Origin of the sequence: Anaerovibrio slackiae (genome assembly GCF_009695585.1) — a bacterium.
GTDB lineage: Bacteria > Bacillota > Negativicutes > Selenomonadales > Selenomonadaceae > Anaerovibrio > Anaerovibrio slackiae.
In genome coordinates this window covers 1-15320 of record NZ_VUNR01000022.1, presented here as the reverse complement: position 1 = coordinate 15320, position 15320 = coordinate 1, and the positions used below count along the sequence as shown (strand labels likewise).

The following is a 15320-nucleotide window of genomic DNA, read 5'->3' as shown; positions in this document are numbered from 1 at the left end:
TCATGTTGCATATTATTGGTTGTGGAGGCCATGCTAGAAGTGTAGCAGATGTTTTTTTGCAAGCAGATTGTGATGAAAAAATTGTTTTTTATGACAATAATGCTCGTGCTGAAGAAAAAATTTTAGGGTTTCCAGTTAAATTGATGCCTGAATTAGATTTTTTTGTTGGAAAGAAAATTCATGTTGCGATAGGAGATAATGATAAACGACGAAATATGTGTAACATGTTTCAAAATGTTTCTCAAGTGAGTTTTCAAAATATTATATCAAGATATGCGGCAGTGAGCAGTTTTGCTCACTTGGGGAAAGGAATTTTTGTAGGTGATTTTTGCCATGTTGGGCCGGAAGCTCAAATTGGTGATTTTTCTATCTTAAATAATTCAGCTGTAATTGAACATGAAGTAATGATAGGAGCTTACACTCATGTTGCACCTAGAGCTGTAATATCAGGGCGTTCTAAAATTGGTGATGATGTTTTTTTGGGTGTAGGCTCTGTTGTTAAAGATAATATCAATATTGAAAACGATATTATTGTAGGTGCTGGGGGAATCGTTGTAAAAAATTTGTGCAAACATGGTATTTATATTGGCTGTCCAGCGAGAATAAGGGAGATTTCAAATGAATAATAAGGTAGCATTTGCCAATAATCTTAGAGGGATAGCTTGCGTAATAGTTGTAATAAGTCATTTTTTTGGCGTTTTTTATGCAATGCCACAGGCTGTACATGATTTGTTGAGAATAGGTGGAACGGATTTGCATGAAGCAGCATATCCAGTTTTTAATTTTTTTCAACTTCCTCCAATATTTAATTATGGTGCTATAGGCGTATCTTTGTTTTTTCTCATTAGTGGATTTGTAATACCGTTTTCATTAGATAAATACACTGGAAAAGGTTTTTTGTTCAATCGTATGTGCAGGATATACCCTACATATTTTTGTGCATTATCTATAACGGTATTGGTTTTGTTTCTTAATAGTGCTATCTACAATAGTGTATTTTCTATTACGTTTAGTGATTTTTTGAGACAGGTATTCTTAGTGAGGGATTTATTTTGGGTGCCTAGCCTTGATGGGGTATCTTGGACATTAGAAATAGAGATTAAGTTTTATATTATTTGTTTGTTTATGTATAAAATTGCTAAAAACAAAATATGCGGATTGCTTGTGGTGTTATTAGCTTTGAGTTGTATGATGCTGGTGATGAGCTATTTTTCTGAGAGTATACCATATACCCAAAAGTTTGTTGTTTTATTGGATGTGCCTATTTTAATTTATATGCTGTGTGGCAGTATATTTAATTTTATGTATCGTGAAATATTATCTCCTAGGGTTTCCTTAATTATGATGCTATTGCTGTTGCTGATTTTTAAAGTAACTAGCAATATAAGTATATTGCCTGAAAATACTTATATAAATTATATAATATCCTTTATAATATTTTCGGGGGGGTACTGTTTGAAAAATGTTATAAAGGAAAATCGATTATTTAGTTTTATGGCAGATATATCATATCCGATGTATGCAGTTCATGGAGTATTGGGTTATACAATTTTAGAATACTTTGTTCGTGCTAATTATAATATATGGGTAGGGTTTATGGTGACATTTTCTGTGGTTGTTCTTGTATCATGGGTATTGCACATCACAGTTGAGAAGCCAACTATAACGTTATCCAAAAAATATGCATCATGTCGTAGATATTGAGCTTTTGTGTTTGGAAATGCGCTATAAATAAAAACTCTGAAAGCGAGAAGGTATTATTTGTCGCTTTCAGAGTTTTATGTATAGGATTAGATGTCTGAGCAGTCAATGCTATCAGGTTTAGCGATAGCAACTAATTCATCTTCGGAGTAATATTCGGAGGATTTTAATGCTTCTAGGGTTACGATACCCCTAGCGATTAGTTCTCGTGCAACTTTAATTCTCCCACGTTGATATCCGGCTTCCAGCAGAGCCTCACGTTCTTCCTGTTCGTCATATTCAAATCCAAACATATCAAAAACCTCGCTTTTAGTATTACGATTACAGATTTTTATTACAACGGCTTGGCGATAGCAGCCAGTTCCTCTTGGGAATAACAGCCGGATGATTTCAGTGCCTGTAGGGTTACAATTCCCTTGGTGAGTAAATCTCGTGCAGAATTAATTCGTCCACGGGCTTCACCGCGTGCTTCGCCAGCTTCCAGCAGGGCTTCCCGTTCTTCTTTTTCGTCCCATTCAAAGCCAAACATATCAATTACCTCGCTTTCGTTGTGCTGAAGATAGTCTTTCATAACATTTTTGTCAATGCAGTACCTGATGGTGTCCCTGACGGCTTCATCGATAGTCAGCCCCTGCTTTCTAAGGAGCTTGTACTGATTGGAAAAGGTACTGTATTCCCGTAGCGGTTTGCAGATGCTTTTCAAATCCTCATTCTTGCCGGTTGCCAGGTTGTAGACATGGACAATCAGCTCCAGCTTGTGAGAGGGAGCCTTGAAGGCATCGCTTAATCTCAGTGTCTTACGCTCAAAGCTGGTATCGTCACCGTCGTAAAATACATAAAACTCCGGGGCAGGGAGCTGAATCAGCTCGGTACTGTATATTTTCCGCTTTTCGGGCTCCATATAAAGCCGGAAAAGCTCGTCTACATAGCCCAGCAGCCTGAGAGGCATATTGGGGTTGAGGGTGGTCTGGTGCTCAATGAGCATCATGATGAGGGTGTCCAGTACAAAGGAAATGTCGTTTTTGAGATTGCTGTAAAAGCTGCCCTTGAGGGTATTGATCTGAATCCCGGAGGCATCGGTGTGATGAGTGCCCCGAATTGCGTTGGCAATAGCCAGCAGGTGTTGTTCTGTGCCGACATACTTGCAGAATAATGTGTCGCGAATCTTTTTGTTAGTCATGTTTCCCTCTCCTTTCATTATATCAGAAATAATCCTTTTTGAAAACTGCTTTCATTGCAGCATACGAAAAGTTATTCTACAAACATTATATCACTTTTTAAAGAGGATGAGAATATATTTTTGGGGAAAATATGATTTATATGATTTTATTAAGAAAAATTGGAGGGTTTGTTTTGTCTGAAAAAAGCTTTGGTACTTATGATATTCGTGGCAGGTATCCTGATTTGGTCAATGAGGAAATGGCCTATGATATTGGCAGGAGATTTGCCACGGGATTTGCTGCACGCAGTGTTGTGGTGGGAAATGACATCAGGCTGTCCGGGCCTTCATTGAAGGCTGCCTTGATGCGCGGTCTGACCGAGGCTGGCTGTGATGCTCTGGATATAGGGCAGTGCGGTACGGAGATGGTTTATTTTGGTACGGTGCATTTGAAAGCCGATGGCGGCATTATGATTACTGCCAGCCACAATCCCAAGGAATACAATGGCATGAAGTTTGTGGGGAAGGGAGCCTATCCCATTTCCGGCAGCAATGGTCTGGAAAAGATAGTTGCCTCCGATGAGGTGGCAGATCATGAGCGTTCCGCAGAGCTGAAATCCGGCAATTTGCAGCCGGAGGGCAGGGTGCAAAAAATAGATATCATGGATGCCTATGTGCAGCATTTGCTGGGATATGTGGATGTTTCTGTGCTGAAGCCGCTAAAGATTGTGGTAAACAGCGGCAATGGCTCTGCCGGACCTATTCTGGACAGGCTGGAAAAATATCTGCCCTTTACTTTTATCAAGGTAAATCATGAGCCGGATGGAAATTTCCCCAATGGCGTACCAAATCCGCTGCTGCCGGAAAATCGCCATTCTACCATTGAGGCGGTGAAGCGTGAGGGAGCTGATTTGGGGATTGCCTGGGATGGCGATTTTGACAGATGCTTTTTCTTTGATGAAAAGGGGAATTTTATCGAAAGCTATTATGTGGTAGGCTTTTTGGCAGAGGCTTTTCTGGCGAAAAACAAGGGTGAGAGGATAGTGCATGACCCGCGCCTTTTTTGGAATACTCAGGAGATTGTAGAAAGGTGCGGCGGCGTGCCGGTATTGTCCAGGAGCGGCCATTCCATTATCAAGGCAGCCATGCGGCGTGAGAATGCTGTTTATGGCGGTGAAATGAGCGCGCATCATTATTTTCGCGATTTTGCCTACTGCGACAGCGGCATGATTCCCTGGCTGCTGGTAACTGAGCTGCTGTCCAGGCTGGACAAGCCTATGTCGGCTGTGCTGCAGGAGCGTATGGCAATGTATCCCTGCAGTGGGGAGATAAACTCCAAGGTGAGTGATGCGGAGGCTGTCCTGGCGAGGGCAGAAGCCTTATACGGAGCTTCCGGCAGGGTGTCTAAGGTGGATGGTCTCAGCGTGGCCTTTGCTGATTGGCGTTTCAATTTGCGGAAATCCAACACGGAGCCCCTTATCAGGCTGAATGTGGAGGCAAGGGGTGACAGGCAGCTGATGCAGGAGAAGACGCAGGAGCTGTTGGCGATTATCAATGATTGCCAAAACCTCGGCAGCCTATAGGGGGCGGTTATAGCAATCATTGTTGCAAATATGTATGTTTTTCAGGATAGTGCAGTGGTTTTGTGACTTCTGCACTATTTTTTCTAGGCGGAAAAGCTTGTTGATTTTACAGATAGGAATTTTCTAGGTGTATTTTCCTAGGAATACATGCATACTACTTGAAATTTCTATAGTTTTCAGTTATTATAGTAAGCAAGGAAATTATATGTAGTTATAAATAATTCAGAACAATAGGCAACGTGCATTAGGACGTTTTTTCAGTAGTCAGGGATGGTGATTTGTATGGAACAGGAGAAGCAGGGGTTTGCCAATGCGGAGCTTTTGGCACGGCTGGACTTCTTGAATCTGGAGCTGGGGCTGGAGCGCTGCATGGATGATGAGGATTTTTATCTGGATATTCTCGCTTCCTTTGTGGAGGAAAATCAGCTGGATGCGCTGAAATCCTTGTATTTGGAGAATAACTGGGCAAAGTACCGCATCAAGGCGCATACGCTGAAAAGCTCTGCTGCCTATATCGGGGCGGAGGAGCTGTCCGCCTGGGCAAAGCAGATTGAGCTGGCGGCAAAGGAGGGTGATGAGGAATTCATCCATCGCAACCATTACCATTTTATTGCTTATTATGAAAGCGTGCTGCGGCAGATTGACAGTGCCATGTCCCTGCGCAACCGGGGTGGCGGCAACCAGATTGAGCGGCTGAAGATTCTGGTGGTGGATTCTGACCTGAGCTGCCAGGGGAGCATCAAGCAGGCTTTTCGGGACCAGTTCCAGGTGGATGCGGTAGAAACCAGTGAGCAGATGTTTGCACATCTTCATGGGGGAGCCCTGCCTGATATGATTCTGATGGATATCAGCGATGCATCCCAGGATAATCATGAGGCCCTGCGGGAGCTGAAAAGAAGCGAGGCCTTTATGGATATTCCTGTGGCCATCATGGTGGATGAGCATACCCATGAATCCATGCTGCAGGGCATTTCCGAGGGGGCTGCCGAGTACCTGATCAAGCCTTTGCGCATGGAGATTGTCATGATGCGCATCAACCGCATGCTGCAGCTTTCCCGCTTGCAGACCAATCTGCAGCATGAGGTGTATATGCGCACCAAGGCGGACAAGGAGAAGAACCAGCGCATAGCAAACCTTCTTGACCAGGTGGTGGATGCCCTGGGGCGCACTATTGATGCCAAGGACAAGTATACCAAGGGACATTCGGAGCGTGTGGCAAAGTATGCGGTGATGATTGCCAAAAAGCTGGGCTGTGATGAGGAGCAGATTACTGCCATCAAGTATGCCGCCCTGCTGCATGATATTGGCAAAATCGGCATCCCCGATGAGATTATCAACAAGCCGGAAAGCCTGACAGACAAGGAATATGCCATTGTCAAGGCACATCCTGTGCTGGGGGCGGAGATTTTGCAGGGGATCACCGCTGTGCCCGGTGTCTATGAGGCGGCACGCTGGCACCATGAGCGCTATGACGGGCTGGGCTATCCTGATGGCAAGCAGGGCATGGATATTCCTGATCTGGTGCGGATCATCAGCGTGGCGGATGCCTATGACTCCATGACCTCTATCCGGGCCTACCGTGAGCGGATGACGCAGGCTATGGTGCGGGCTGAGATTGAAAAGGGCATGGGGACGCAGTTTGACCCGATTTTCGCCAACATCATGATTGATATTATTGATGGGGACAAGGATTTTGAGCTCCGTGAGAAATAATGGTAAGGGGATTATGGATATGAAGAAGATATTGGTAGTAGATGATAGTGCAATCAATCTCAAGATGGCAGACAAGGTGCTGAAGGAAAATGAGGCCTACAAGCCGGTGCTGGTTCCCTCCGGGGAGCGTGCCTTCAAGTTTCTGGAAAAGAACAGGCCGGATTTGATTTTGCTGGACATCATGATGCCGGAGATGGATGGCTTTGAGGTGCTGGAGAGGCTCCGGGCAGACCAGGCGGCCAAGGATATACCGGTGGTGTTCCTGACGGCGGATGAGGAGCCGGAGACCAGGGAACGGGCGGAGGCAGCAGGTGTGCAGGATATTGTGATGAAGCCTTTCAAGAAGGAGGAGCTTTTGTCCGTGGTGGCAAAGTATTGCTAAAGGTGAATTTGATTTTTGGGGAGGGCTGAGTGTGAGTGAAATGGATGCAGTGATTGCAGAAGAAAGGGAGAACCGGCTGAAGGCATTGAAGCTGGAGCTGAAAAAGGCTAACCGGGAGGTAAAGAGGCTGCAGAGGGAGAACAACATCCTCTCGGTCATGAATGAGCAGGCAATCAAGTTCAGGGAGTTCAGCGAGAAAACCAGGGGACAGCAGGTTTTTTATAACGCCATGCTGCTGCAGAATTCGCCGAATATTTCTATCATGCTGGATACGGATCTGAACACGGTAATGGCTACGGCACCGTACTATCAGCGTTCCACCCTTACCCCTGAGCAGGTCAATCAGGGGGTGCCTGTGATTGAGGTGTTTGACGGGCTGATTGACCGCATCGGCCGCCGCCATCTGGAAGCTATGTGCGTGGAGGCCAGGGATGAGGGCAAGAACATCCAGTATATGGACAAGATGGTGGTGCATGGAACGGAGGAGACCTTTGATATTTACATCCGCCCTGCCATTAATGACCAGAATGAGATTGCCGGTGTCATGATTATCATGGTGGATATTACGGATATCATCACTGCCAAGGAGCGTGCCGAGAGCGCTGACAGGGCGAAGACCAGCTTCCTGGCCAATATGTCTCATGAAATCCGCACACCGATGAATGCCATCAACGGCATGTCGGAGTTTATTATCCGCGATACAACGGATTCCTTTGCCAGGGAAAATGCCATCATGATCAAGAATGCCTCGGCTTCCCTGCTGACGATTATCAACGATATTCTGGACTTTTCCAAGATTGAGGCAGGCAAGATGGATCTGGTGACACTGCCATTCCAGATGTCCTCTATTATCATTGATGTTTCCACCATGATCAATGTCCGCCTGAAGGGCAAGAAGGTCAAGCTGGTGCTGGAGGTGGATGAAAACATCCCGTACACCATGCTGGGGGATGAAATCAGGATTAAGCAGGTCATGGTGAATCTCCTGAACAATGCGGTGAAGTTTACCGAGGAAGGCACTATCACCCTGCGCCTGACCTATGAGAAGCTGGGTGACGGCAAGAGCGTCAAGCTCTATGGCAGCGTAGAGGATACCGGCATCGGCATCAAGCCCAAGGACCTGGTGAAGCTGTTCTCAAGCTTTGAGCAGGTGGACACCAAGAGAAATCGTTCCGTGGAAGGAACCGGCCTGGGGCTTGCCATCAGCCGCAAGCTGTGCGAGTCTATGGGAGGCTCTATTACGGTGGACAGCGTTTACGGCAAGGGCAGTACCTTCTCCTGGACCATGGTCAACGAGGTGGAGGACTGGCGGCCTATGGGCAAGGTGAACCATGCGGAGAATGCCGGACAGGACAAGCTGTTCAAGTATACCTTTACCACGGAGAACGTGAAGGTGCTGGTGGTAGACGACAACAAGGTGAACCTGAAGGTGGCAGAGGGTATGCTCACCCCGTACAAGGTGCAGGTGTACACGGCGGAGAGTGCCATGGAGGCCTTGAATATCCTCAACAAGGAGCTGTTCGATATCGTCTTCATGGATCACATGATGCCGGTGATGGATGGCGTGGAGGCCCTTTACAAGCTGCGTGAGATTCCGGAGCAGCGGAACAGCGTGGTGATTGCCCTGACTGCCAATGCCATCAGCGGTGTCAGGGAGCAGTACCTGGAGTATGGCTTCCAGGGCTTTTTGCCGAAGCCTCTTGAGGCCAAGGCACTGGATGCATGCCTGCAAAAGTTTATTGATTCCAGCAAGCTGGTGGTGCTGGAAAAGCCGTTTACTACCCAGATGGACGATGTGGACAAGGATATCCTGCGGCAGGTGTACACCGATGGCAGGAAGAAAATCCGCCTTTTGGGCGAGCTGGCTGAGAGCAAGGACTTGAAGAATTACACCATCGAGGTGCATGCCCTCAAGAGCGTGGCGGCACTGATCGGGCAGAACGAGCTGTCATCCATGGCCAAGGCTCATGAGATGGCAGGCAAGAATGGTGACTACGAATACATCATCAAGAATCTGGACAAGCTCCTTGCCAAGTACAGCGCGGTGCTGGCCTTTATCAGCGACAGGTTTGTGGATGAGCTCCTGCAGCATCAGAACGACAGCCAGCTGGAGGAGGCTTCCCGTCAGGAGCTGGAGGAAACTATCGGCAAGATGAACGAGGCCCTGGGGGATTATGACCTGGACGGCTTTGGCAGCCTGCTGAAAAAGATGTCCAAGTTCAAGGTGACTGATGAGCAGCGGCGGCTTTTGGAGCAGATGAAGACCGCCGGGGATGATTTTGATTATGATGCCCTGGAGGAGCTGATCGGCCAGTGGAAGTAGCCTGCCTGAAGGGGGATATAGCTTCGGGGCATATCTCCCCTGACATGTTGGGGACGTGTTTTCAGGCTGTGGCTTGAGGTCATAAATTCGGGGATTTTGAGATATATGTGGAGTGAGAGCAATGAAATCAGTAGCTTTATTTACTGATGAGATAGATGATTTGGATATAGCGATAGATGAGCTGGTGTCACAGTTCGGTGATTTTAAGCTGGAGGCCCATAGCGCGGGGCTGCTGTTTGCCCATCCTGATACGGATTTGGAGGAGCTGGCCGGCAGGTTGCAGGATGAGTTCGGGGTGCCCATTGTGGGCACTACGGCTGTGGCCATGTTTACCATGGATGGCTTCAAGAATGAGGGGATTTCCCTGCATATCTTTACCTCCGGGGACTGCGTTTTTCATACGGGCTGCACCAATGAACTGACGGCTGCCAATGCCAGGGCTGGGATAACGGCTCTGTACAACAGCCTGACTGCCGGTGTGGATGATGAGGATGTAAAGCTGGTGCTGGCCTATGGCAATCCTACTCTGGATATGATGGGGGAGGATTTTGTGGATACCCTGGACGAGCTTTGCCACGGTGTGCCGGTGTATGGCGGTCTGGCTTCCGATAGCTTTGTGATGAATGAATGCCGTGTTGTCTGCGGCAAGCGCGTCATGAATCATGCCTTGGCGCTGATGGTGATTACCGGCAAGGTGCAGAAGGTAATTCAGTACGGCTTTAATGTGGAAAGCACTCTGGACTACGAGGGCGTTGTGACAGAGGTGCAGGGCAACATGGTCATGAAGCTGGATGATATGCCTCTGGCAGAAGCTCTTGACAAGGCAGGTTTCAGCATCAATCCCGAAGTTAATGTCTGCGATTATGTGAATACGCCTTTCAGGATTCGCTACAGGACGGAGGAAGGCGGCGAGATGGAGCTGATGCGCCAGCTGGCCTTTGTGGACAAGGAGACCGGGGGCGGCCTGTTTCTGGGCAAGGTGCCCCTAGGTGCCAACGTGCAGATTGGCATCATCAGCAAGGAGGACATCCATGATTCCGTGGAGGAGGTTGCCATCAGGGCACTGGCGGAGGTCAAGAAAAGGCATGACTATGACTTTTCCACGCTGATTATTACCTCCTGCGCCTCAAGGCTGATGAGCTATGCCAATGATATCGAGCTGGAGGCACAGGGCTATGTGCACATGATACCTGAGGGCATGAGCATGTCCGGCTTTTATTCCTTCGGGGAAATCTGCCCCAGCCGTGCCGCAGGCGGCAGCAGGGAGAAGAATACCTTCCACAATACCACCTTTACCATGCTGGTGATGTAGGGGGTGGCGGCATGGATTTTAGACAACTGGAATACTTCTGCACCCTGAGCCGACTGAAGAATTTTACCAGGACGGCGGAGGAACTGCATGTTTCCCAGCCTTCTGTTACCAAGGCCATCAAGTCCCTGGAGACGGAGCTGAAGCTGACTTTGATTGACAGGCGGCAGAAGCATGTCACCCTCACCAATGAGGGCAAGGCGTTTCTTCTCCATGCGGAGCAGATTATGAAATCCGTGGAGGATACCTACCGGGACATGGAGCGTTTTCAGCTGGAAAAGCAGGGGACGGTGCATTTTGGCATTCCCCCTATGGTGGAGGCATACCTGTTTCCGGATCTTTTCACCAGCTTCAAGGCTATGTACCCTGATATGAACCTGGATGTGAAGGAGTACGGGGACTCTACGGAGGTCATGGAGAAGGCCAACTCCGGGGAGCTGGATTTTGGCATTATTTTTTCCAGCCGGGCGGAGGAAATGAGCAACAAGCTGCTGATTATGACCGACAACATGAGCCTGTGCGTCAGCCCTGAGCTGCCCCTGTCACGCAGGGAAGAAATCAGCTTTGATGATTTGAAGAATGAGCACTTCATTATGCAGCAGTCCAATACCTACCAGTACCAGCAAGTGTACGAGCGCTGCGTGGAGCGGGGGTATATCCCGGATATCCTCCTGTGCACCACCCAGCTGAAGACCATCAAGCAGCTGGTAGGCAACCGGCTGGGGATTTCGGTGCTGCCGGACTTCGTGACCAACGAGGAGACGATTTTCGTGCGCCGCCAGCTGACACCGCCCCTCAAGGTGAATATCTGCCTTTACTGGGGCGGGGAAAAGCAGCTGAGCGATATGGACAGGAGATTTTTGGATTTTATCAAGCATTATATTGCCACCGAGGAATTCAGGAGCCATTTCCAAAAGGAAGGGCACTGAAATTTCCCGAACCTTATATGAATTGACTGAATACAGTGTCGTGTAACAATGTTACGCGGCATTGTATTTTTTATTGGCACGATGTTTTACGCTAATTTGCAAGTGTTTATTATTGATTGTGGGTGTGGTATTGTTAAGCCATAAGAGAGCTCAATGATTTTTTGGAAAGAGGATTTTTAGGCAAAGGAGAAGGAATAAATGAAATTAGCAAGGAAAATGCCGATTATGGCGGCTTTGGGGATTGGCATGCTGCTGCCGCTGGGCACAATGAATGATAATGTGGCAATGGCAGCTTCAGAGGGGATTCACGTTGACCAGGTAGGCTACCTGGAGGACTACAGCAAGGTGGCCATGATTTCCCTGAAGGGGGACAGCAAGGATTTTTCCCTCGTGGACACTGCTACCGGCAAGACCGTATATCAGGGCAAGCTCACTGACAAGGCTTATGACGATATGTCCGGCGAGTATGTGGCAAGGGCTGATTTTTCTGATTTTAAGGTGCCTGGGACCTACAAGCTGGTAGCAGGCGGCGAGGAATCTGCTGACTTTGCTATTGGCAAGAATGTTTATGCCGTGCCTGCGTTGCAGAATTGGCGTTCATACACCCTGTCCCGCAGCAATACGCCGATGAATGACAAGCTGACGGGACTGAAGATTGTCAGCGGCCATGCCCAGGACAAGGAAGCCCAGGTTTATTTTACTGACAAGCTGAACAAGAAGGGTGATGTGGTGGATGCCAGCGGCGGCTGGTATGATGCCGGTGATTATGGCAAGTACACCACTACGGCTGCCATTGCCAGCGCGGAGCTGATGATGGCTTATGAGGCAAATCCAGACAAGTTCTTCAAGGGGCAGCTTTTCTTCCCGGAGGGCGTGCAGGAGGAGAATATGCCTGATGCCCTCAGCGAGGTAAAGTTCGAGCTGGAGTTTATGAAGAAGATGCAGCGCAGCGACGGCAGCACCTTCCACAAGATTTCCGGTGCCCAGTGGCCGGGCTTTGACAAGTCACCTGATACCGATACCCAGCAGCGTTACCTGTACAGCACCTGCACTGCCAGCACCGCAATGTATGGCGCCTCCATGGCGATGGCAGGCAGGGTGTATGCTGACATTGACAAGGCATTTGCCAAGGACTGCCTGAAGAATGCCGAGAAGGCATGGGCATATCTTGCCAAGGAGAAGGAGTCCGTCTACCGGGTGGATGAGGGACAGGAAAGCGGTTCCGGCCCTTATAACGATACTGCGGATGCCACCGAGCGCTGCTGGCTGGCAGCGGAGCTGTTCCGCACCACCGGCGACAAGAAATATGAGAAGTATCTCATGACGGCGCAGAAGGACGTCATCACCCGGAAGCCAAGCTTCTTTACCTGGGATGATACCCTGGCACTGGCACAGTTCAGCTATGCCAAGGCCGCCAAGGCAAATCCTGAGTTCAAGGCAAAGGTGCAGGCAGCCCTCATCAGCTATGCCGATGATATTGTAGACACTATCGGCAAGGACGGCTTTGACTGCTCCCTCAAGCAGAATGAATATACCTGGGCTTCTACCAAGAATGCCGTAACCAAGGGGGATATCCTGCTGCTGGCTAACCAGCTGGCACCGAAGCAGGCTTATGTGGAGGGTGCATTGAGCCAGATTCATTATATGTTTGGCAGAAATGTCCTCAACAAGAGCTTTATGACCGGCGTAGGCGAGAATCCGCCTGAGCATCCTCATAACCGTATCCATGAAAGCACCGGCGCTTATGTGCCAGGCCTTCTGATTGGCGGTCCGAATGCCGTGTCCGGCGGTGACCCTGACCAGACCGAGTATATTGCCAAGTACAATCCGGCACCGGCCAAGTGCTATATTGATGTGCTTATGTCCTGGTCCACTAACGAGTATGCTATTGATTATTGCGGTGCAGGCATTTATGCCCTGTCTTACTTCATGCAGCCGGACAAGAATATCAAGGCTGACGATTTGAAGCTCACCAGAGACTTCCCGCTCTGGGACTTTAAATAAAAAATATTGCACAGTTTCTTCGTGCAATCATCTCTTTTCTGTGACAGCTCCTATTAGTCCAACCCCTCGGAGCTGTCTTTTTTTGCGCTTTTTTAGTTGTGATGGTGCAGTTTCCTTTTCAGGCAGGGGGAATTTTGCTATACTTAGATATATAAGTAAGTAGATAAACCGCTGGGGGGAATGGTTTTGTCAAAGCTGATTAAGGAACTGAAGGAACAAGAGGGATTTTCTGACTCCGAGAAAATGATTGCTGATTTTCTGCTGGAGAATTACCGGGGGCTGGCAGCACTGTCCACTCGGCAGCTGGCCAAGCTGACTTATACCAGCTCGGCGGCTATTGTGCGCTTTAGCCAGAAGATGGGCTTTGAGGGCTATACGGATTTCAAGATACGCTTTATGGCGGAGATGCTGCAATATGTCAATCAGCCTCAGAAGTACGAGGGCTTCAACAGCAGAGATACGGTGCGGATGATTATGGACAAGGTCACCCATATGGAGGTGAATGCCCTGAAGGACACCCATGCAGGGCTGCAGCCTGTGCTGGTGGTGAAGGCTATTGAGGCTATCAAGGCGGCCGGGCATCTGGATTTTTATGCTACGGATGACAACTACAATATAGCCAATCTGGCGGCATCCAGCTTGCTTATGGTGGATAAGAGCTATAGCCTGACCGCCTCGGTGGGGCAGATGTACCTGATGGCGGCAAGTGCGCCCAGGAGCCATCTCAGCATATTTATCAGCCGTACCGGTGAGAACCGCATGCTGGTAGATATGGCCCGTACCATCAAGAGCAAGGGCGGCAAGATACTTCTGATTACCTCGGAGACAGATACCACCCTGGGCGGCCTGGCGGATATTATGCTGCCGGTGGCCAGCGTGAAGAAGCTGGAGGAGCTGGGGCCGCGGATTTTCCTGGCAGGTGCCAAGTATGTGGTGGATGTGCTGTTTGCCTCCCTGGTGGCCCAGAAGGGGCTGAAGGATGTGAGCCAGCGGGATAACTGGCTGAAGCTGCATTTTCAGTATTGAGGCTATTAGATTGATTGAATACGGCAGATGAGAACGGAAGCGGTGCAGGGTGATGTGCCGGGAGTTATGAGATGGTTTGGCAGGTTGGATAAAAGCAAGGTGGGCTGCTTATGAGATATAATCTTCCTGATAGAGTGTTGAAAGATATTATGAAATTTGCCAAAGCTAGAGGGATTGAAAGAGTGATATTGTTTGGCTCCCGCGCTAGAGGAACGAATGTGGATAGAAGCGATGTGGACATTGCCGTTGCCGGGGGGGATTTTGACGGCTTTTATTGGGATGTGAAGGAAAAGATTTTCTCACTGCTTATGTTTGATATTGTGGAGCTGGATAAAGGAATTTCAGATGGGTTGAAATGTGAGATAGAAAGGGACGGAATTACGCTTTATGAAAAAACTGGATAATTTTTCTAATTGTTTACAGGTGTTGAAGCGTGCTGATTTTGTGATGGCAACGCAGGATGAAATTTATCGTACTGGTGTAATAGGTCAGTTTAATCTTACTTTTGAACTTGCTTGGAAAGCCGTTGGTGAAGCTTTGCGCCTGCATGGGGTAGAGGGGGCTGCTACAGGCTCTCCTAGGGAAATTTTGCAGCTTGCCTATAGGCATGGTTTTATCAATGATGAAGCTGTGTGGCTGATGATGCTGAAAAAGCGTAATATGGCTGCGCATATGTACGATGAAGATAAGGTAGATGAAATGTTGCTGTTGATAAGGGACAGCTTTATTGCGGCTTTTGTTGTGCTGGAAAAAGAGCTTCTGAATAAGATGAATGAGCTTTGAAATGTAAAATTTGGTATTTGAAATTTCATATTTCATATTTGATATTTGATGATTCATGATTCATATTTGATATTTGATGATTCATGATTCATGTTTCATATTTTGGGCAGGGTATTTGGCTTGCTAATGAGGATGCAGTTTTGGGCTGTGTCCTTATTTTTTTGTGTCTTGGTAGAAGTGTTTGGGAAAAATGAAAAAACTCTGAAAAAAGAAAAGCACTGTTACAGAGGAATTTTTTATTTTTGTAACGGTGCTTCGGTGTCATTTTAAAGTGTTTCATAAGCAACCTGGTAATATGTCAACAGGTTTTCTCAAAAGTTTTTGAAGCAAATTCTTGAAATAAAGTGCACTTAACAAACCTTCAGGATTATAAGCAAAAATCCCAAAGGCATGTTTGTAAATATTATG

14 protein-coding genes are annotated in these 15320 nt (G+C 47.9%); 12 read left to right on the top strand and 2 right to left on the bottom strand.

Features of this window, described 5'->3' with window-relative positions; genetic code table 11:
* Nucleotides 1-2 precede the first annotated feature (2 nt).
* Nucleotides 3-626, top strand: coding sequence for a NeuD/PglB/VioB family sugar acetyltransferase (locus FYJ84_RS10425; protein ID WP_205764213.1), 624 nt, complete (start codon nt 3-5; stop codon nt 624-626).
* Entirely contained in the window at nt 619-1704 is a 1086-nt protein-coding gene (locus FYJ84_RS10420) for an acyltransferase family protein (protein WP_154407551.1), read from the top strand. The genes FYJ84_RS10425 and FYJ84_RS10420 overlap by 8 nt, the downstream gene beginning before the upstream one ends.
* Nucleotides 1705-1790: 86 nt before the next feature.
* Here the strand turns inward: FYJ84_RS10420 and FYJ84_RS10415 are convergent, their stop codons facing one another.
* Both FYJ84_RS10415 and FYJ84_RS10410 read right to left on the bottom strand, forming a co-directional pair.
* Nucleotides 1791-1994: a hypothetical protein gene (locus FYJ84_RS10415; RefSeq protein ID WP_154407550.1), complete on the bottom strand. Its 204-nt coding sequence runs from the start codon at nt 1992-1994 to the stop codon at nt 1791-1793.
* Nucleotides 1995-2035: 41 nt separating this feature from the next.
* Nucleotides 2036-2881: an Rpn family recombination-promoting nuclease/putative transposase gene (locus tag FYJ84_RS10410; RefSeq protein WP_205764212.1), complete on the bottom strand. Its 846-nt coding sequence runs from the start codon at nt 2879-2881 to the stop codon at nt 2036-2038.
* Between the two features lie 140 nt (nt 2882-3021).
* Between FYJ84_RS10410 and FYJ84_RS10405 the strand changes: the two genes are divergently transcribed.
* The 10 genes from FYJ84_RS10405 to FYJ84_RS10360 all read left to right on the top strand — a co-directional run bounded on the left by FYJ84_RS10405 (nt 3022) and on the right by FYJ84_RS10360 (nt 14912).
* Nucleotides 3022-4443, top strand: a complete 1422-nt coding sequence (locus FYJ84_RS10405) for a phosphohexomutase domain-containing protein (protein ID WP_235901426.1) — start codon at nt 3022-3024, stop codon at nt 4441-4443.
* Between the two features lie 282 nt (nt 4444-4725).
* Complete coding sequence (locus FYJ84_RS10400; RefSeq protein ID WP_205764211.1) at nt 4726-6156, top strand: HD domain-containing phosphohydrolase; 1431 nt, start codon at nt 4726-4728, stop codon at nt 6154-6156.
* A gap of 19 nt (nt 6157-6175) precedes the next feature.
* Nucleotides 6176-6538, top strand: coding sequence for a response regulator (locus FYJ84_RS10395; RefSeq protein ID WP_205764210.1), 363 nt, complete (start codon nt 6176-6178; stop codon nt 6536-6538).
* A 40-nt stretch (nt 6539-6578) separates the two neighbouring features.
* Nucleotides 6579-8861: an ATP-binding protein gene (locus FYJ84_RS10390; protein ID WP_235901429.1), complete on the top strand. Its 2283-nt coding sequence runs from the start codon at nt 6579-6581 to the stop codon at nt 8859-8861.
* 121 nt (nt 8862-8982) lie between these two features.
* Nucleotides 8983-10173 (top strand): FIST N-terminal domain-containing protein, encoded by a 1191-nt coding sequence (locus FYJ84_RS10385; protein WP_154407544.1) that lies wholly within the window; start codon nt 8983-8985, stop codon nt 10171-10173.
* 11 nt (nt 10174-10184) lie between these two features.
* On the top strand, nt 10185-11099 hold the full coding sequence (locus tag FYJ84_RS10380) for a LysR family transcriptional regulator (RefSeq protein ID WP_154407543.1): 915 nt from the start codon (nt 10185-10187) through the stop codon (nt 11097-11099).
* A 198-nt stretch (nt 11100-11297) separates the two neighbouring features.
* On the top strand, nt 11298-13103 hold the full coding sequence (locus FYJ84_RS10375) for a glycoside hydrolase family 9 protein (RefSeq protein ID WP_154407542.1): 1806 nt from the start codon (nt 11298-11300) through the stop codon (nt 13101-13103).
* 186 nt (nt 13104-13289) lie between these two features.
* Nucleotides 13290-14129 carry a MurR/RpiR family transcriptional regulator gene (locus FYJ84_RS10370; RefSeq protein ID WP_154407541.1) on the top strand — a complete coding sequence of 280 codons (840 nt, stop codon included), beginning with the start codon at nt 13290-13292 and terminating at the stop codon, nt 14127-14129.
* Between the two features lie 110 nt (nt 14130-14239).
* Nucleotides 14240-14533 (top strand): nucleotidyltransferase family protein, encoded by a 294-nt coding sequence (locus FYJ84_RS10365; protein ID WP_154407540.1) that lies wholly within the window; start codon nt 14240-14242, stop codon nt 14531-14533.
* A complete protein-coding gene (locus tag FYJ84_RS10360) occupies nt 14517-14912 on the top strand; it encodes an HI0074 family nucleotidyltransferase substrate-binding subunit (RefSeq protein ID WP_154407539.1) in 396 nt (131 codons plus the stop codon). Before FYJ84_RS10365 ends, FYJ84_RS10360 begins: the two co-directional genes overlap by 17 nt.
* Nucleotides 14913-15320: the final 408 nt, after the last annotated feature.

Coding starts and splice junctions, on each gene's coding strand:
- FYJ84_RS10425 (WP_205764213.1), top strand. CDS start 3: ATGTTGCATATTATTGGTTGTGGAGGCCATGCTAGAAGTGTAGCAGAT.
- FYJ84_RS10420 (WP_154407551.1), top strand. CDS start 619: ATGAATAATAAGGTAGCATTTGCCAATAATCTTAGAGGGATAGCTTGC.
- FYJ84_RS10415 (WP_154407550.1), bottom strand. CDS start 1,994: ATGTTTGGATTTGAATATGACGAACAGGAAGAACGTGAGGCTCTGCTG.
- FYJ84_RS10410 (WP_205764212.1), bottom strand. CDS start 2,881: ATGACTAACAAAAAGATTCGCGACACATTATTCTGCAAGTATGTCGGC.
- FYJ84_RS10405 (WP_235901426.1), top strand. CDS start 3,022: ATGATTTTATTAAGAAAAATTGGAGGGTTTGTTTTGTCTGAAAAAAGC.
- FYJ84_RS10400 (WP_205764211.1), top strand. CDS start 4,726: ATGGAACAGGAGAAGCAGGGGTTTGCCAATGCGGAGCTTTTGGCACGG.
- FYJ84_RS10395 (WP_205764210.1), top strand. CDS start 6,176: ATGAAGAAGATATTGGTAGTAGATGATAGTGCAATCAATCTCAAGATG.
- FYJ84_RS10390 (WP_235901429.1), top strand. CDS start 6,579: ATGGATGCAGTGATTGCAGAAGAAAGGGAGAACCGGCTGAAGGCATTG.
- FYJ84_RS10385 (WP_154407544.1), top strand. CDS start 8,983: ATGAAATCAGTAGCTTTATTTACTGATGAGATAGATGATTTGGATATA.
- FYJ84_RS10380 (WP_154407543.1), top strand. CDS start 10,185: ATGGATTTTAGACAACTGGAATACTTCTGCACCCTGAGCCGACTGAAG.
- FYJ84_RS10375 (WP_154407542.1), top strand. CDS start 11,298: ATGAAATTAGCAAGGAAAATGCCGATTATGGCGGCTTTGGGGATTGGC.
- FYJ84_RS10365 (WP_154407540.1), top strand. CDS start 14,240: ATGAGATATAATCTTCCTGATAGAGTGTTGAAAGATATTATGAAATTT.
- FYJ84_RS10360 (WP_154407539.1), top strand. CDS start 14,517: ATGAAAAAACTGGATAATTTTTCTAATTGTTTACAGGTGTTGAAGCGT.